Here is a 15,774-nt window from a genome sequence, read left to right as displayed (position 1 = left end):
ATATACGACCGGTCGTCTTGGAATTGCAACAGCTGTGCGTCATGCTCCAGGGTCCGACCACCCGGGTCCGGCCGTATCGAAGAAGCTCGCAGGCTCCTGCCGCCACCGGGCTGACCGGGCGGTGAAACCCGCGAGATGCTCGGCGGCGAAGCGGTCCCGCTCCCAGTCCGCCGGGTCGGCCGCCACCGTCCAGACGTAGGTCCACACCGGCACCTTCCGGCCATCGACGCGCACCCGGCGCAGGTCGTACTCGTCGTCTTCGAACGCGTCGAGGATGGCCCACTCCGTCGCGGTGAGGCCGCTCAGCACGGCGCCGCGGGCGCGCCCGTGCGCCGCGGAGACCAGTCCCGGATACAGCCGCCGCGGCAGCGTGGCAGCGCGCCAGCCGGTCAGCTCGGCTGGTTCGAGCGACGGCACCCGCCCGAGCAGCGCCGTCAGCACTTCGGGAAATTGCAGCGTTCCGTAGACGAACAGCGCGTGATCCGGCCCGAACAGGCGGGCCAGTCGCCCCGCTCCCAGCGCCGCTGATGCCAATTCGCCTCCCCTCTCGTCGCGGTCCCGTGCTCCCCGCACCGCTACATCGGCCGCTGGGCACGAATGATGGCGGCCAGGTATTCGTAGTCGTCGGCGCGGGCGCTGGACGCGCGAAAGACCAAGCCGATGGTGCGGCCGGGGGCGGGCGCGGAGAAGTGCGCCACGTCCAGCGTGGCGCGGGCGGTCTCCGTGGCGACGGCCATCTGCGGGATCAGCGTGACGCCGAGCCCGCCCGCCACACACTGGACCACGGTGGACAGGGACGCGGCCCTGGTGTCGCCGACGGCGGCCGGATGCACGTCGGCCGAACGGCATGCCTCCAAGGTCTGATCGCGCAGGCAGTGCCCCTCATCGAGCAGCAGCAGCGGCTGGGCGTCCAGTACCGACGCCGCGAGGTCGCCGCGCCCGGCCAGTTCGTGGCCGCGCGGGGTGACCAGCACGAATTCCTCCGAGTACAAAGGGATCTCGACCAGGCCCGGCATCTCGGTCGGCACCGCGAGCAGGGCGACGTCCAGCACGCCGGTGCGCAGCCCGTCCAGCAGACGGGCGGTCTGGTCCTCGATGATCTGCGGTCGCAGCTCGGGCAGCCGCTTGCGCAGCTCCGGCAGCAACCCGGGCAGCACATACGGGGCGACCGTCGGGATGATGCCCATCCGCAGCGTGCCGCCGAGCCCGTCGCCGGTGGCCGAGGCGACGAAACGGTCCGCGGCCTCCAGCGTGGCCATTGCCTTGGGCAGCAACCGCATCCCCGCCGCGGTCACCAGCACGCGCCGGGTGCTGCGTTCGATCAGCTGAAGCCCGAGCCCGTGTTCCAGGGCGGCGAGCGCCTGCGATAGCGTGGGCTGACTCACACCGAGCCGCGCAGCCGCGGTGCCGAAATGGCGATATTCCGCGATCGCCACGAACGCACGCAGCTGTGACAGGGTGGGCTGATAAGTCTGATCAGTCACACCTATCAGTGTAGTGCGACTGATCACCTTTACCTTTTACCGCCCCTTGGGCAAGATCGCCCATGAGCTTTTCACCGGCGGTGTGAGTGCTGGGTCCGAGTCGGTGGCTCTTCCGGCCGCAACGGTCCCGCAATACCGCAGAACACAGTTGGCAAACAAATGACGAGGAGATGAGCATGGCCCTGCTGACCATCGGCGACCAATTCCCGGCATACAACCTCACCGCGGTCATCGGCGGTGACCTGTCGAAGGTCGACGCTCAGCAGCCCGACGACTACTTCACCCGGATCACCAGCGACGATCACGCGGGCAAGTGGCGGATCGTCTTCTTCTGGCCGAAGGACTTCACCTTCGTGTGCCCGACGGAGATCGCCGCGTTCGGCAAGCTCAACGACGAATTCGAAGACCGGGACGCCGTCGTGCTCGGCGCGTCGGTGGACAACGAGTTCGTGCACTTCCAGTGGCGCGCGCAGCACGAGGACCTCAAGACCCTCCCCTTCCCCATGCTTTCGGACCTCAAGCGCGAACTGGCCACGGCCACCGGCGTTCTGAACGCCGACGGCGTCGCCGACCGCGCCACCTTCATCATCGACCCGAACAACGAGATCCAGTTCGTCTCCGTCACCGCGGGTTCGGTGGGCCGCAACGTCGACGAGGTGCTGCGCGTGCTCGACGCCCTGCAGTCCGACGAGCTGTGCGCCTGCAACTGGAAGAAGGGCGACCCCACCATCGACGCGGGCGAGCTCCTGGCCGCCAGCGTCTGAAATCCCCGGCGTCTCCGAGCCTTCGGATACACCCACCCCACACCATCTAGAACCGACCTGGTCCCCGCAGGGACCGCTTCGAGTAGAGGAATCGCCGAATGAGCATTGAGAACCTGAAGAACTCCCTTCCCGAGTACGCCAAGGACCTCAAGCTCAACTTGTCATCCATCGCGCGCACCACGGTGCTGAACGAACAGCAGCTGTGGGGCACCCTGCTCGCGTCGGCGGCCGCGACCCGGTCGACGACCACGCTGCGCGAGATCGCCGAGGAAGCCGCCGACGTGCTGTCGGCGGAGGCGTACAACGCCGCGCTCGGCGCCGCCTCGATCATGGGCATGAACAACGTGTTCTACCGGGGCAAGGCATTCCTCGGCGGTCGCTACGACGACCTGCGGGCCGGGCTGCGCATGCAGATCATCGGCACGCCGGGCGTCGACAAGGCGGACTTCGAGCTGTGGTCGTTCGCGGTCTCCTCGATCAACGGCTGCGCCCACTGCCTCGAGGCGCACGAGCACACACTGCGCGAAGCGGGCGTGTCCCGCGAAGTGATCTTCGAATCGCTGCGCGCCGCCGCCATCGTGGCCGGTGTCGGCCAGGCAGTTCAGTCGACCGAGGCACTCAGCGCGGCCGCGATCTGATTTCGCCGGGAAAGAGGCCCCTGTCCTGCGACGGGGGCCTCTTTCGCGTTCCCGATGTGGTCCCGGCGACAGCTCGCGACCGCGACACCCGAGTAGGCTCGGCGACCATGAGCACACAGGTTGATGTCGTGCGAGTGTTCACCGACGCCGCCGGACGGTTCGGCAACGAGCTGGGTATCGCGCGAGCCGCCGACGTGGCCGCGGCCGATCGGCAGGCGCTGGCCGCCAAAGCCGGATACAGCGAGACCGTGGTCGTCGAGGAGCCGGTGGACGGCGCGGCCGCGGTGCGGATCTACACCCCCACGGTCGAACTCCCCTTCGCGGGACACCCCTCGGTGGGCACCGCGTGGTGGTTCGCGTCGCAAGGGGTCCCGGTGCGCACGCTGGATGTGCCCGCGGGCCCGGTGGCCGTGGAGCTCACCGAGGGATTGACCTGGATCACCGCTCGCGGCGAGTGGGCGCCCACGTTCACCTTCCATCAACTCGAGGACGCCGACGAGCTGGCCGCCCTGCGTCCGGACGAGTTCCCCGGCGGCCCGCACTACCTGTGGGCGTGGACCGACGAGCATCGCGCCGCCCTGCGATCGCGCATGTTCGCGCCGACCATGGGCATCACCGAGGACGAGGCCACCGGAGCGGCGGCCGTGGCGTTGACGGCGTTGCTGCGCAAAGGGCTGGTCATCACCCAGGGCAAAGGCTCGCAATTGTTCACCCGATGGGACTCCGACGGGTGGGTGCATCTGGGCGGCCGGGTCGTCGCCGACCAGCCGGTGGACATCTGACGCTCAGGGCAGGGTGACGCCCACGAGCGGATCGCCGCTCGGCGCGTCCGAACCGCCGTCCGGCTCGACGCTCACCGCGAGCACTTCGCCCGATCGGAAACCGGTGACGAACGGTCGCTCGATCGACGGCACGTCGCTGAGCAATCCCGCCGAGCGTGGTTGTCCGTCCGGACCGACCAGCCACACCTGATACACCTGGCCGACCGGCGGCGGAGCGACCTGATCGAAGACGACGACCGCGCGTCCCGATTCGGGCGAGGCGTCCACGACGAGCAGACCGCCCCCGGCGAACGATCCGTTCACCGTCCGCCCGTGCACCTGGTCGGCGGCGGCCGGCTCCGACGGGGTATCGATGAGCTCCGCCGTCACCACGATGCCGCCGATCCCCAGGCACGCCGCGGCCGCGATCGGCACCGCCCAGCGCAACCGCCGCCGCCACGGCGACATCCGCGTGGCCGACCGCTCGGCGTGCTCGTCGGGCAGCGCGTCCAGGATGCGGCGTTCCAGCTCGGGCGGCGGCGCGAGTTCGTCGAGCACGGCCAGCCGCCCCATCACGTCGCGGACCTGCCAGACGGTGTCGGAGAACGCCTGCCGCACCTGCGGGTCGGCAGCCGCCAAGCGGGCATCGATGTGCCTGCGCTCGATGTCGGCGACCGCGTCCAACGCGCAGGGGTAGGCGAGGTCGATGAGATCCGCCTGCGAGCGCGGCGAGGTGTCAACCATCGGTGCCTTCCCCGGACAAACACTTCTCCAATCTTTTCAGCCCGTCGCGGATGCGGGTCTTGATCGTGGGCAGCGGCACCGAGAGATGATCGGCGACCTCTCGGTAGGTCCACCCGCCGTAATAGGCCAGCGTGATCGCTTCGCGCTGGGTAGGCGTCAGCATCTCCAGGCAACCGGCCACCTGTTGCTCCTCGATGCGCTGGGTAACCGATTCGGCGACGACGTCGTGGGCGCGCCCGAGCTGCTCGTGCGCGTAGACCAGGTCCCGGCTGCTGGCCGAACTCTCCGCGCGCACCCGGTCCACCGCCCGGCGGTGGGCGAGCATCATCAGCCAGCCGACCGGACTGGCCAGCGTGGGATCGTAGCGATCGGCCATCGACCACACCTGGAGGTAGACCTCCTGGGTCACCTCCTCGGCGGCGGCGTGACTGCGCAGGACCCGCACCGTGAGCCCGAACACCCGAGGACTGGTCAACTGATAGAACTCGGTGAACGCGCCGCGATCGCCCGCACCGGTGCCGGCGAGCAGCGCCGCGAGTTCACGGCTCGCGCGGGTGGCCTGCGCTCGGTCGTAACCGGTCGGCAGCGGGCGCGCGAGCACCGGGTCATCGGTTCCCTCTCGCGCACGCGCCGGACCGCCGGAGCGATGGGGTGAAGCAGAACCGTGTTCGTTGCTCATGGCCGAATCCCGTGCCTGCATGCACAGGGGTTCGGTATGCGGGGGAAACCGGATTGGTCACGGTCACCGAATGATCACGGCCACGAGCATGTAGGCCGTACCCGCGTCCATCACCACATGCGGCACCGCCGCCCACGGTTTGGCGGGACCGGTGAGGGCGGCGACGCAGCCGCCGGAACGCACCAGCAGCCGCACCGGCCCCGGCGCCCGCGCGGGCGTCCCGCCGGTGCAGGCGGCGAAGGTCACCACCAGCGCGTCGAGCAGGAACAGTACGGCGAGGCCCAGAGCGGGTCCGGTGGCCGGACCGCCCGCATGGCCGGAGGCCGTGTGGCCGGACATCGCGTAGAGCATCGCCGCGGTGGTGACGATGTGGTAGCCCAGCGGCACAAGCCGGTCGATCGGCAGTGGCCGCCCCTGGGCGGCGTGCTCGGCGGCACGGATGGTCAGCAGTCCGGCGAAGACCACGGCCATCGCGGTGAGCACGCCGCGCACCGCGTGCGGGCTCGCGCCCGAGGGAAACACCAGCATGCCGAGCATGACCAGGCACATCACCAAGTGCGCCGCGTCGGATTCGGCGTGCCCGCCCGAAGTGTCCTCCGGTGGACGCGTTTGCGCGACACACCCGGCCGACGGTGTCGCGGCCGCCGCCACCCGCGACAGCACGATCCCGGCGGCGATCACGAACGCCGCCACCACCATCCATCGCAATACGGCATACTCCTGCACGAACTGCGCCACACCCCACCACCTCTCAGCACGGCGACCACGGTCGTCGCGCTTCCATGCTCGCATCCCGGAGCGGTGAGGGTGCCCTTTTCAGACCTCTGGGCGGCAACTCCGACGAGCCGAACGTCGTGGATGCGCCTACTACGACGATGATTCCGAGCGAACCGGGCGGCGAGCCGGATAGCCGCCTGTCCGAATCCGACGAATTCCGGTGCCGGACAGTGGCCTTCCTGCGAGCGCCGTCGGATTCGGCGATCCCCCGGCGTCCTCGGCCGTATCGCCGGAAGTCGGCTCCCCGCGCCGTTCGGTCGGTTCGAGGCCGCCGGAGGAGCAGTCAGGTCGGCCCCGGCGAGTCCGAGCCCGGCGGAAGTGCGAGCGTCGCCGAGCGGGCCGCCATGATGGAGTGATGTCCGACCACGCCGAGCACCGCGCCACCGAGATCGAGCGCGGCGGTCTGCGCATCGTCGTCGACGACCTGACCGGCCCCGAGATCGCGGCACTGCTCACCGAGCATCTCGCCGAGATGGCCGCGCACTCGCCCGCGCAGAGCATGCACGCGTTGGACCTGGCGGCGCTGCGCCGTCCCGGGATCACGTTCTGGACCGCGTGGGAGGGTGCGGGCCTCGCGGGATGCGCCGCGGTGTCGCCTCCGCCCTGCTGCGCCATGTGCTCGCCGAGGCCACCGAACGCGGCTACCGCCGCCTCAGCCTGGAAACGGGCGCCGGTGATTTCTTCCGGCCCGCACGCCGGCTCTATGCCGCCCACGGCTTCGTCTGCTGCGCGCCGTTCGGCGCCTACCGCCATGACCCGCACAGTGTCTTCCTGACCCGCGCCTTGTGACGTCGGGTCGGTGCACACCGTTCGCTCACCCGCCCGGTGACCTCAGGCCTCGTCCAACGCGCGGGTGAATCCGTCGACGAGTTCCGCGACCTGCTCGTCGCTCATGACGAAGGCCGGGGAGATCTGCATGGCGCCCTGGCCGGCGGCGCGACCGGAGATGCCGTGCGCGCGCAACGTCTCGACCAGGCGCGGTCCTTCCGCGGGATCGGCGAGCTGGACGGCCGCGACGGCGCCGAATCCGCTGCGCACCTCGGCGACCCTGGGGTGGTCGGCGAGCACCGACAGCTGGTCGCGCAGGCTGGATTCCAGGCGCAGAGCGGCCGCGAGCAGGTCTTCCCGCTCGATGATGTCGAGATTCGCCAATGCGGCGGCCGCAGCGCCCGCGTGGCCGCCGTAGGTGTAGCCGTGCCGCCACCAGACGCCGCCGGCGAAGAACGGCTCCGCGACGCGCGGGGCGGCGAAGACCGCCCCCATCGGGAGGTATCCCGAGGTCAGTCCCTTCGCGGTGGTCATCAGGTCGGGCTCGAGCCCGAGACGGGATGAGGCGAACCACGCTCCGCCGATGCGGCCGAAACCGGTGACCACTTCGTCGGCGACGAACAGGATGTCGTGGTCGCGGCAGATCCGGCGCACCTCGGCGAGGTAGCCCGCCGGCGGCGGATACACGCCGCCCGCGCCGATGACCGGTTCGCAGAACAACGCGGCGATCCGCTCGGCGCCGACCTCCTCGATCAGGACGAGCAGTGCTTTCGCGTCGTCCCATTCGATGGTTCGCGCCGCGGGCATCAGCTCGCCGTAGCCCTCCGAGTTCCCGGGCAGGCCACCGAGCGCGGTGCCGCCCACGTGCATGCCGTGATAGGCCATCCGCCGCCCGACCACGATGGTCTTGCCCGGCTGCCCGACTTCGTGCCAGTAGCGGCGGGCGAGCTTGGTCGCGGTGTCGACGGAGTCCGAGCCGCCCGAGGTGAAGAAGATCTTGCTCCCTGGCACCGGCGCGAGCCCGGCGAGCCGCTCGGCGAGTTCCTGGGTGGCCGGCTCGGTGATGTCGCCGAAATTGGAGTAGTGCGCGATCGTGCGCAGCTGGACGGCCACCGCGTCGGCGATCTCGCCGCGCCCGTGGCCCACGTTGGCGAACCACAGGCCCGCGGTCGCGTCCAGGTAGCGGTTGCCCGCCCGATCGAAGACGTACACGCCGTCTCCGCGGGCGACGACGAACGCTCCGTCCCGCTCGACGGCGCCCATGTCGGCGAAGCCATGCCATAGCGCGCTCATGTCTCCACCTTTGCCGGTTCCCCGGCCGGGGTCCATACCTCCAGCGCGAACCGGGCGAAGGCCTGGCGCGCACCCGCGTCGACCAGCGCATTCCCCGATGTGGCACCGGGACGGCGGCGAACCTCCGAGTTCCGTCCGGATACCGGCCGCGCCGCCTGGTGGAAAAATCCGCTGGCGGATTTCGCTAGGCTGGTCGATGCAATGACCAGGACAGCCGCCACCGATCTCCGCGACCTTCGCACCCGCCTGGCGAATCTCTCCCTTCGCGACGAACACCGGTTGCGGCGCAGGCTCGACAAAGCACGCGGCGGCGATCTGAGTGAGGTCGAGGCGGAGATCGCGGCGGCCGAACTGCGCGTCGAAGCGCGCCGCGCCGCGGTGCCGGAGATTCGCTACCCGGAGCAGCTTCCGGTCACCGCCCGCCGCGAGGACATCGCCGCGGCCATCGCCGAGCACCAGGTGGTCATCGTCGCGGGCGAGACCGGCTCCGGCAAGACCACCCAGATCCCGAAGATCTGCCTCGAACTCGGCCGCGGCATCCGCGGCACCATCGGGCACACCCAGCCGCGCAGGCTGGCCGCGCGCACCGTGGCCGAGCGCATCGCCGAGGAATTGGGCACCGAACTCGGCGACGTCGTCGGCTACACCGTGCGGTTCACCGACCACGCCTCCGAGCACACCCTGGTCAAGCTGATGACCGACGGCATCCTGCTCGCCGAGATCCAGCGTGACCGGCTGCTGCGCCGCTACGACACGATCATCATCGACGAGGCGCACGAACGCAGTCTCAACATCGACTTCCTGCTCGGCTACCTGAAGCAGCTGTTGCCGCGCAGGCCCGACCTCAAGGTGATCATCACCTCGGCGACCATTGATCCCGAACTGTTCGCCCGGCACTTCGCCGACGAACACGGCACGCCCGCACCGATCGTGGAAGTGTCGGGGCGCTCGTACCCGGTGGAGATCCGCTACCGGCCGCTCGCGCTGGAGCTGCCGAACACCGCCGAAGACGAGGACGACGAGGACACCCGTGTCGTCGACCGGGACCCGGTGGACGCCATCGGCGACGCGGTGACCGAGTTGTTCGCCGCGGGCGACGGCGACGTGCTGGTGTTCCTGTCCGGCGAACGGGAGATCCGCGACACCGCCGACGCGCTGCGCGATCTGAAGCTGCCCCGCACCGAGATCCTCCCGCTGTACGCCCGGCTGTCCACCGCCGAGCAGCACCGCGTGTTCGCCCCGCACACCGGACGCAGGGTGGTGCTCGCGACGAACGTCGCGGAGACCTCGCTCACCGTGCCCGGCATCCGGTACGTCGTCGATCCCGGCACCGCGCGGATCTCCCGCTATTCCATGCGGACCAAGGTGCAGCGGTTGCCGATCGAACCGGTGTCCCAAGCCTCCGCGCGGCAGCGCTCCGGGCGTTGCGGTCGCGTCGCCGACGGCATCTGCATCCGGCTGTACTCGGAAGAGGACTTCGAATCCAGGCCCGCGTTCACCGATCCGGAGATCCTGCGCACCAACCTGGCCGCGGTCATCCTGCAGATGACCGCGCTCGGCCTCGGTGACATCGAGAACTTCCCGTTCGTCGAGGCGCCCGACCGCCGCGCCATCCGTGACGGCATCGCCCTGCTGGAGGAACTCGGCGCCCTCGCGCGCCGGGACGGCGCGACCAAGGCCGACGGCACGCTGTCGCTGACGCCGATCGGCCGCGATATGGCCCAGCTGCCGGTCGATCCCCGCATGGCCCGGATGCTGGTGGAAGCGCAGCGCACCGGCTGCCTGGCCGACGTGCTGGTGATCGTCGCGGCGCTGTCGATCCAGGACGTCCGGGAGCGCCCCGCCGAGCAGCAGCAGGCAGCCGACGCCAAACACGCGCGCTTCACCGTCGAAGGCTCCGATTTCCTGGCCTACCTGCGCCTGTGGGACTATCTCGGCGGACAACGCAAATCGTTGTCGTCCAACCAGTTCCGGCGCCTGTGCCGGGAGGAGTTCCTGCACTACCTGCGGATCAGGGAGTGGCAGGACCTGCACGGACAACTGCGCACCATCACCAGGGGCCTGGGCTGGTCCACGCGGCCGGAGGGCTCGGAGGACGGTGAGCGGCCCCCAGCCGAAGCGGCCACACCGGCTCGCAAGTCCGGCAACAGAGCCCGCCGGGGGACGCGCGACGGTCGCCCCGGTCCAGGACGCGACCGGTCCACCGCCGCCACGGCTGCCGATGACAGCGACGGACTGCCCTGGGACGCCACGGCCATCCATCAGGCACTGCTGGCGGGCATGCTGTCGCACATCGGCGTCCGCGAGGCGGAGACCAGGGAATTCCTCGGCGCCCGCAATGCCAAGTTCATGATCTTCCCCGGTTCGTCGCTGGCCAAGAAGCCACCCCGCTGGGTGATGGCCGCCGAACTGGTCGAGACCTCACGGCTGTGGGGACGGATGGCCGCGAAGATCGAGCCGGAGTGGGCCGAGCGGCTGGCGGGCGACCTCGTCAAGCGCACCTACTCCGAACCGCACTGGTCGGCCAAGCGGGGCTCGGCGCGCGCCTACGAACGGGTGACGCTGTACGGGATCCCGCTGGTCACCGGCAGGCCGGTCGACTACGGACGCATCGACCCCGAGCTGTCGCGCGAGTTGTTCATCCGCCATGCCCTGGTGCAGGGCGAGTGGCAGACCCGGCACGAGTTCTTCCATCGCAATCGCGCGCTGCTCGACGACGTCGCCGACCTGGAGCACCGCGCCCGCCGCCGCGACATCCTGGTCGACGACGAGGTGCTGTTCGAGTTCTACGACAAGCGCCTGCCCGCCGACATCGTCTCGGTGCGGCACTTCGACAGCTGGTGGCGCACCGCACGCCGGGAAGACCCGGCGCGGCTCGACTTCTCCACCTCCACCGTGGTCAACGAGGGCGCGGCCACGCTGGACCCGGCGGCCTTCCCCGACTCCTGGCGTCAGGGCGAACTCAGTTTCCCGCTCTCCTACCAGTTCGAGCCGGGCAACGAGGACGACGGCGTGACCGTCCGGATCCCGGTGGAACAGCTCGCCCACGTCCGCGCCGTCGGTTTCGATTGGCTGGTGCCGGGCATGCGCGACGAACTGGCCGCCGCGTTGATCAAGACCTTGCCGAAGACGCTGCGGCGCAGCGTTGTTCCCGCTCCGGATTTCGCGGCCGCCGCCCTCGCGGCGCTCACCCCGCGCGCGGAGCCGCTGCGCGCCGGGCTGGCGCGCGAGTTGTCCCGGCTCGGCTCGGTTTCCATCGCCCCCACCGACTTCGACGTCTCGGCACTGCCCGATCATCTGCGGATGACCTTCGCCGCCATCGGCGACGACGGCGCGACGCTCGCGCGCGGCAAGAGCCTCACCGCGCTGAAAGCACAACTGGCCGAGCAGGTTTCCGCTTCGGTCGCCCGCGCCACCGCGGGTGCGGAACGTCCGCCTGCCACGGTGTGGACTTCCGAATCGCTCGGCACCATCACGCCGACGGTGCGCCGCGAGGTCGCGGGCCAGACCGTCACCGGATACCCGGCGCTCGTCGCCGAAGGGGACGGCGTGGCGGTTCGGGTGCTCAGCTCCCCCGCGGAGCAGGCCGCCGCCATGCGCCTGGGCACCAGATCGCTGTTGCTGCACGCGCTGCCCACCTCGGTCCGCTCCGCCACCGCTGGGCTTTCGCCCGCGGACCGCTTGGCCCTGAGCCAGAATCCGTACGGCTCACTGGAAGCGCTGCTCGAGGACTGCCGCGCCGCCGCCGCCGACGAACTGCTCGCGGCCGCGGGCGGCCCGGTACACAGCCCTGCGGAGTTCGACGCGCTCGTCGCCCGGATCCGGCCCGAGTTCGCCGCCACCGTAGGGCGTTTCGTGCGCCTGGTGGTACCGATTCTCGCCGGGGCGCACCAAGTCTCCGCGGCGCTGGAACGAACGAGCGAGCGCGATATCGCCGATGACGTCCGTCATCAGCTCGACAATCTGGTGTTCCGCGGCTTCGTCTCCGAGACGGGCGCGGCCCGACTGCGTGAGCTGCCCCGCTACCTCCAAGCCGCGGTGGCACGTTTGGAGGCGCTGCCCGGCTCCGCCGTGCGCGATCGGCAGGGCATGGCCGAACTCGATCGGGCGCTGGCCGCCTACGACCGCCTGGTCGCGTCGCTACCGGAGACCCGAAGGCATGCGCCCGCGGTCACCGAGATCTGGTGGATGATCGAGGAATTCCGCGTCAGCCTGTTCGCGCAGAAACTCGGCACGCCGTTCCCGGTGTCGGCCAAGCGGATCGAGAAGGCGATCGCCGCCGTCCGGCGCTGAGTCAGTCGGCGGCCGACAACGCTTCGGCGCGGGCCCTGCGCATCTCCCTGATCTCGCGTTCGAAGTCCTCGGCGGAGGTGAACGACCGGTAGACCGAAGCGAAGCGCAGGTAGGCCACTTCGTCCAGATCACGCAGCGGACCGAGGATCGCGAGACCCACCTCGTGACTGGGCACCTCGGGCGAGCCTTTCGCCCGCACCGCGTCCTCCACCTGCTGGGCGAGCAGGTTCAGCGCGTCGTCGTCGACCTCACGGCCTTGGCAGGCCCGGCGCACACCCCGGATGACCTTCTCGCGGCTGAACGGCTCGGTGACGCCGCTGCGCTTGACCACCGACAGGATGGCCGTCTCCACCGTGGTGAACCGCCGCCCACATTGCGGGCAGGCGCGACGGCGGCGGATGGCCGCGCCTTCGTCGGCCTCGCGCGAGTCCACCACCCGGGAGTCGGGGTGTCGGCAGTACGGGCAATGCATCCGAGAAATCCTTCGTCGATGCGCGTGCTCGCGTCCGGACCGGGCGCCGATCGCGGCGATCGGCCCGGCGAGCCCGTGTACAGAGGTCTATACCCCGGCACCAGGCATCCCTCGTGCGACACGCGGAACACCTGCATAACACTTCGAGGATACCCGTCCGAGTTTCCGGTTTGTCGCACTCACCCGGCTACGGGCGGGGCTCGGTCACCCGGAGATCTGCCAGTGCGCGGTGAGGTCGGCGAGCAGGTCGGGCAACCTGGCGGCCAGGCGACCGCGGGCGAGCTTGCCCCAGAACGCTTCGCCGAGGACGGCGCCCGCCGAGACGGGATCGGACTCCATATCGATGTGGCGGGGCACGAGGTCGCCGGTGATGTAGTTCCATCGGGCGTCGCGGTCGGCCCAGTTGAAGCCGGGCAACGGGACACGCAGCGCGACGCTGCGGCCGCCGATGTCCGCGCCGACCACCGTCGGGGCGAACACGCCTGGCGCGCGAACGCCGGGGACAGCGGGTTTGCCCGCGACGGTGCTGACGTAGGTGAGCACGCGGCCGATCGGGGCACGGCCCGCCGACGTCTCGTCCCACTGGTCGGCCACCACGCGGTTCTGCTCCCGGTCGGTCATCCGGACCAGCGCGTCGACATAGCCGTCCCGAGTGCCGGAGGCGACCGACCGCCATGCGGTGTGGATGTCCTCGTCGAGCACACCGGCCGCGTACATCTCCTCGATGCCGCGCATGCCGTATGCGACGTAGGACTCGTGCATCGGCACCAGATCCGTGAAGATGTGCTTCTGCATGATCATCAGGCGCGTCTGGTACCAGGCGACGTCCGCCGCGGTCAGGCGGGAACCTTCGGTGGCGAGCAGCCGGATGTCCTCCGGCAGCGCACGCGCCAATTCCGGTGGGGTGGCGCGCAGAAGGTCGGCGACCGCGTCACCGAGCTGGTGGACGCCGGGCACGTCGAGGACGACGCCCGCATCGCTCATGTCGAAGAAGCCGGAGGCGAACGATCCGCCCGCGATCCCGGCGAGGCCCGCCCAGTAGAACTCCGGGTGCTGCGTGGCCAGCCGCAGGTAGTTGACGTACACCTGATTGAAGGTGCGTTCGTTCGCGCGCGGGCCACGACCCGGATCCCATGCGGCCAAGTCGATGTCGGCGTTGCGGGTGGCGATCACCAGCCAGTACTGGTGCAGCAGAGTCGCGTACCGGCGCGGCGGCACTGCGTCGGCCCGTGCCTGCCGCAATGCCTCCGCCAGGGCGGATTCGTCCAGCGGCAGCACCGGATTCAGTCCGCCCGGCCCCGCGCCGTCGTCGTTGACGGAGGGGAGGTCCAAATATGCCGCATAGGCGGGCTCGGCCCTGGCGACCGCTGCCGCGGCGAGCCCGACGACCAGGCAAAGGGACAATGCGGCCATGCGGGAGAAGACGCGGCCCGCGGTGAGGAGTGTCATGTGCTGAAAGGTCCCGACCTCGTTCGGGCGGTGTTGCCCGGATCACGTTTTCAGCACGGTAGCAACACGTTCTAGTTTGCCGATCCACAAATCCGGCCGCCCACGATGGCCGGATTCCTTTGCGCTCACCGCGAATCGCCGCTGCCCGGCACACTCGGACCATCCACCACCGCAGGCGCCGACCGGCCGGACCCGCCGCCCCACTCACCCGCCCGCACATGCGCCAACGCGATCAGCCCGACCACCATCGCCGCGGTGAGCAGCGCGGCGACGGCGAGGGCGGCGAACCCGATCTGCGCCTGCTCGACCCGACGCATCGGATGATCGCCACGGAGACGCCGCCGCGCGAAAGTGCCCGGGCCCCGGCCGTAATCGACCATGCCCGCGCCGGGGCGCGCGCCGGGCGGACGCCGATCGACCGCGGATCGGTGGGCGGGCGTCAGCGTTCGCGGACGCGCGCCGCCGCACAGCAGCCGCCGAGCGGTCTCGTACCCGAGATCGTCCTGCGCCGGGGCGGGATCGGCGACGCGGTGCTCGCCATCGGCTTCCGCCGCGCCGGCGGAAGGGGTGACATGGCTGATCACAGTGCTCATCGGACAAACCTCCGTAGTGGGTGCTCCGTGGCCGTTCGAGCCGTTCGAACACAGGTTCCACAGCGAATTCGCTCATGTGTTCGAAGAACTGGTGTTCGATTTCTACCACGCGCCGGCGACAAAGTCAGCCCCGACACCCGACATACCTCGAACAGATGTTTGATCCAGCGGCGCGACCGGACTAGATTCGAAGAACCGAAGACACGACAGGCCATGAAGACACACGCCGGGCGCGGACCGGCCTGGCACAGCAGGAAAGGGCGGTTGCGGTGAGGCAGACGGACGACACGGGCGACGAGACCGACAGCGGCGCCGACGCGGCGGGTAGCGGGGCGGATCTCACCGTGCGTCAGCGCAAAGTGCTCGAGGTGATCCGCACCTCGGTGAGCGAGCGCGGCTACCCGCCGAGCATCCGGGAGATCGGTGACGCCGTCGGCCTCACGTCCACCTCCTCGGTCGCCCACCAGCTGCGCGCCCTGGAGCGCAAGGGCTATCTGCGCCGCGACCCGAATCGGCCGCGCGCGGTCGATGTACGCGGCCTGGACGAGGTGGTGCGGTCGGTGACCAGCCTGCCGGTCGCCGCGGTCGACGACGGTGAGATCACCGTCGACGTCGAACGCCCGGTTCCCACCTTCGTGCCGGTGCTCGGGCGCATCGCCGCCGGTGGCCCGATCCTGGCCGAGCAGGCCGTTGAGGACGTCTTCCCACTGCCGCGCGAGCTGGTCGGCGACGGTTCGCTGTTCCTGCTGAAGGTCGTCGGCCAGTCCATGATCGACGCGGCGATCTGCGACGGCGACTGGGTGGTCGTGCGGCAGCAGAACGTCGCCGAGAACGGCGACATCGTCGCGGCGATGATCGAGGGCGAGGCCACGGTGAAGACCTTCAAGCGCACCGGCAAGGACGTCTGGCTGATGCCGCACAACCCGGTCTTCGAGCCCATCCCCGGCAACGACGCCCAGATCCTGGGCAAGGTCGTCACGGTCATCCGCAAGATCTGACGGCCCGGCGGAACGGTCCACCGCCGGCGGCGCGCCCGTCGGCTGGTGGACGTCCGGAACT

16 protein-coding genes are annotated in these 15,774 nt (G+C 70.1%); 6 read left to right on the top strand and 10 right to left on the bottom strand.

Annotated elements, in window-relative coordinates; genetic code table 11:
• Window positions 1-39 precede the first annotated feature (39 nt).
• Window positions 40-534: a gamma-glutamylcyclotransferase family protein gene (locus U3653_RS23435; protein WP_323124434.1), complete on the bottom strand. Its 495-nt coding sequence runs from the start codon at window positions 532-534 to the stop codon at window positions 40-42.
• Window positions 535-575: 41 nt separating this feature from the next.
• A complete protein-coding gene (locus U3653_RS23430; RefSeq protein ID WP_195082193.1) occupies window positions 576-1,484 on the bottom strand; it encodes a hydrogen peroxide-inducible genes activator in 909 nt (302 codons plus the stop codon).
• 176 nt (window positions 1,485-1,660) lie between these two features.
• On the opposite strand from U3653_RS23430, the gene U3653_RS23425 reads away from it, so the two are divergent.
• The 3 genes from U3653_RS23425 (at window position 1,661) to U3653_RS23415 (ending at window position 3,668) form a co-directional block, all read left to right on the top strand.
• A complete protein-coding gene (locus U3653_RS23425; protein ID WP_195082192.1) occupies window positions 1,661-2,248 on the top strand; it encodes a peroxiredoxin in 588 nt (195 codons plus the stop codon).
• 98 nt (window positions 2,249-2,346) lie between these two features.
• Entirely contained in the window at window positions 2,347-2,886 is a 540-nt protein-coding gene (ahpD, locus tag U3653_RS23420; RefSeq protein WP_067808928.1) for an alkylhydroperoxidase, AhpD family, read from the top strand.
• A 107-nt stretch (window positions 2,887-2,993) separates the two neighbouring features.
• A complete protein-coding gene (locus U3653_RS23415; protein ID WP_195082191.1) occupies window positions 2,994-3,668 on the top strand; it encodes a PhzF family phenazine biosynthesis protein in 675 nt (224 codons plus the stop codon).
• Window positions 3,669-3,671: 3 nt separating this feature from the next.
• On the opposite strand, the gene U3653_RS23410 is transcribed toward U3653_RS23415, so the two are convergent.
• From U3653_RS23410 to U3653_RS23395, 4 genes are all read right to left on the bottom strand, one after another.
• Complete coding sequence (locus U3653_RS23410) at window positions 3,672-4,391, bottom strand: anti-sigma factor (RefSeq protein ID WP_195082190.1); 720 nt, start codon at window positions 4,389-4,391, stop codon at window positions 3,672-3,674.
• Complete coding sequence (sigK, locus tag U3653_RS23405; protein WP_323124435.1) at window positions 4,384-5,070, bottom strand: ECF RNA polymerase sigma factor SigK; 687 nt, start codon at window positions 5,068-5,070, stop codon at window positions 4,384-4,386. The genes U3653_RS23410 and sigK overlap by 8 nt, the downstream gene beginning before the upstream one ends.
• Before the next feature lie 63 nt (window positions 5,071-5,133).
• Window positions 5,134-5,808: a DUF5134 domain-containing protein gene (locus tag U3653_RS23400; RefSeq protein ID WP_195082188.1), complete on the bottom strand. Its 675-nt coding sequence runs from the start codon at window positions 5,806-5,808 to the stop codon at window positions 5,134-5,136.
• A 322-nt stretch (window positions 5,809-6,130) separates the two neighbouring features.
• Window positions 6,131-6,352 carry a hypothetical protein gene (locus tag U3653_RS23395; RefSeq protein WP_323124436.1) on the bottom strand — a complete coding sequence of 74 codons (222 nt, stop codon included), beginning with the start codon at window positions 6,350-6,352 and terminating at the stop codon, window positions 6,131-6,133.
• Window positions 6,353-6,426: 74 nt separating this feature from the next.
• Between U3653_RS23395 and U3653_RS23390 the strand changes: the two genes are divergently transcribed.
• Entirely contained in the window at window positions 6,427-6,636 is a 210-nt protein-coding gene (locus U3653_RS23390; protein WP_323124437.1) for a GNAT family N-acetyltransferase, read from the top strand.
• A 42-nt stretch (window positions 6,637-6,678) separates the two neighbouring features.
• Here the strand turns inward: U3653_RS23390 and U3653_RS23385 are convergent, their stop codons facing one another.
• The gene (locus U3653_RS23385; RefSeq protein ID WP_195082187.1) at window positions 6,679-7,908 is read right to left on the bottom strand and encodes an aminotransferase family protein; all 1,230 of its coding nucleotides are present in this window, start codon (window positions 7,906-7,908) and stop codon (window positions 6,679-6,681) included.
• Between the two features lie 201 nt (window positions 7,909-8,109).
• Here U3653_RS23385 and hrpA point away from each other — a divergent pair, with 201 nt between their 5' ends.
• A complete protein-coding gene (hrpA, locus tag U3653_RS23380) occupies window positions 8,110-12,201 on the top strand; it encodes an ATP-dependent RNA helicase HrpA (protein WP_195082186.1) in 4,092 nt (1,363 codons plus the stop codon).
• Between the two features lies 1 nt (window position 12,202).
• Here the strand turns inward: hrpA and nrdR are convergent, their stop codons facing one another.
• The 3 genes from nrdR to U3653_RS23365 form a co-directional block, all read right to left on the bottom strand.
• Window positions 12,203-12,673 (bottom strand): transcriptional regulator NrdR, encoded by a 471-nt coding sequence (nrdR, locus tag U3653_RS23375; protein ID WP_067808939.1) that lies wholly within the window; start codon window positions 12,671-12,673, stop codon window positions 12,203-12,205.
• Window positions 12,674-12,877: 204 nt separating this feature from the next.
• Window positions 12,878-14,122 (bottom strand): hypothetical protein, encoded by a 1,245-nt coding sequence (locus U3653_RS23370; protein WP_195082185.1) that lies wholly within the window; start codon window positions 14,120-14,122, stop codon window positions 12,878-12,880.
• Window positions 14,123-14,247: 125 nt separating this feature from the next.
• Window positions 14,248-14,715 carry a hypothetical protein gene (locus U3653_RS23365; RefSeq protein WP_195082184.1) on the bottom strand — a complete coding sequence of 156 codons (468 nt, stop codon included), beginning with the start codon at window positions 14,713-14,715 and terminating at the stop codon, window positions 14,248-14,250.
• A gap of 269 nt (window positions 14,716-14,984) precedes the next feature.
• On the opposite strand from U3653_RS23365, the gene lexA reads away from it, so the two are divergent.
• On the top strand, window positions 14,985-15,713 hold the full coding sequence (lexA, locus tag U3653_RS23360) for a transcriptional repressor LexA (RefSeq protein WP_195082183.1): 729 nt from the start codon (window positions 14,985-14,987) through the stop codon (window positions 15,711-15,713).
• Window positions 15,714-15,774 lie beyond the last annotated feature (61 nt).

Source organism: Nocardia implantans, from assembly GCF_035544775.1.
GTDB classification, from domain to species: Bacteria; Actinomycetota; Actinomycetes; order Mycobacteriales; family Mycobacteriaceae; genus Nocardia; species Nocardia implantans.
This window is presented reverse-complemented; position numbering and strand designations above follow the sequence as displayed.

What these genes read in the sequence shown, in the direction of transcription:
- U3653_RS23425 (WP_195082192.1), top strand. Translation starts at nt 1,661, where the DNA reads ATGGCCCTGCTGACCATCGGCGACCAATTCCCGGCATACAACCTCACC.
- ahpD (WP_067808928.1), top strand. Translation starts at nt 2,347, where the DNA reads ATGAGCATTGAGAACCTGAAGAACTCCCTTCCCGAGTACGCCAAGGAC.
- U3653_RS23415 (WP_195082191.1), top strand. Translation starts at nt 2,994, where the DNA reads ATGAGCACACAGGTTGATGTCGTGCGAGTGTTCACCGACGCCGCCGGA.
- U3653_RS23410 (WP_195082190.1), bottom strand. Translation starts at nt 4,391, where the DNA reads ATGGTTGACACCTCGCCGCGCTCGCAGGCGGATCTCATCGACCTCGCC.
- sigK (WP_323124435.1), bottom strand. Translation starts at nt 5,070, where the DNA reads ATGAGCAACGAACACGGTTCTGCTTCACCCCATCGCTCCGGCGGTCCG.
- U3653_RS23390 (WP_323124437.1), top strand. Translation starts at nt 6,427, where the DNA reads ATGCGCCGCGGTGTCGCCTCCGCCCTGCTGCGCCATGTGCTCGCCGAG.
- U3653_RS23385 (WP_195082187.1), bottom strand. Translation starts at nt 7,908, where the DNA reads ATGAGCGCGCTATGGCATGGCTTCGCCGACATGGGCGCCGTCGAGCGG.
- hrpA (WP_195082186.1), top strand. Translation starts at nt 8,110, where the DNA reads ATGACCAGGACAGCCGCCACCGATCTCCGCGACCTTCGCACCCGCCTG.
- nrdR (WP_067808939.1), bottom strand. Translation starts at nt 12,673, where the DNA reads ATGCATTGCCCGTACTGCCGACACCCCGACTCCCGGGTGGTGGACTCG.
- U3653_RS23370 (WP_195082185.1), bottom strand. Translation starts at nt 14,122, where the DNA reads ATGACACTCCTCACCGCGGGCCGCGTCTTCTCCCGCATGGCCGCATTG.
- U3653_RS23365 (WP_195082184.1), bottom strand. Translation starts at nt 14,715, where the DNA reads ATGAGCACTGTGATCAGCCATGTCACCCCTTCCGCCGGCGCGGCGGAA.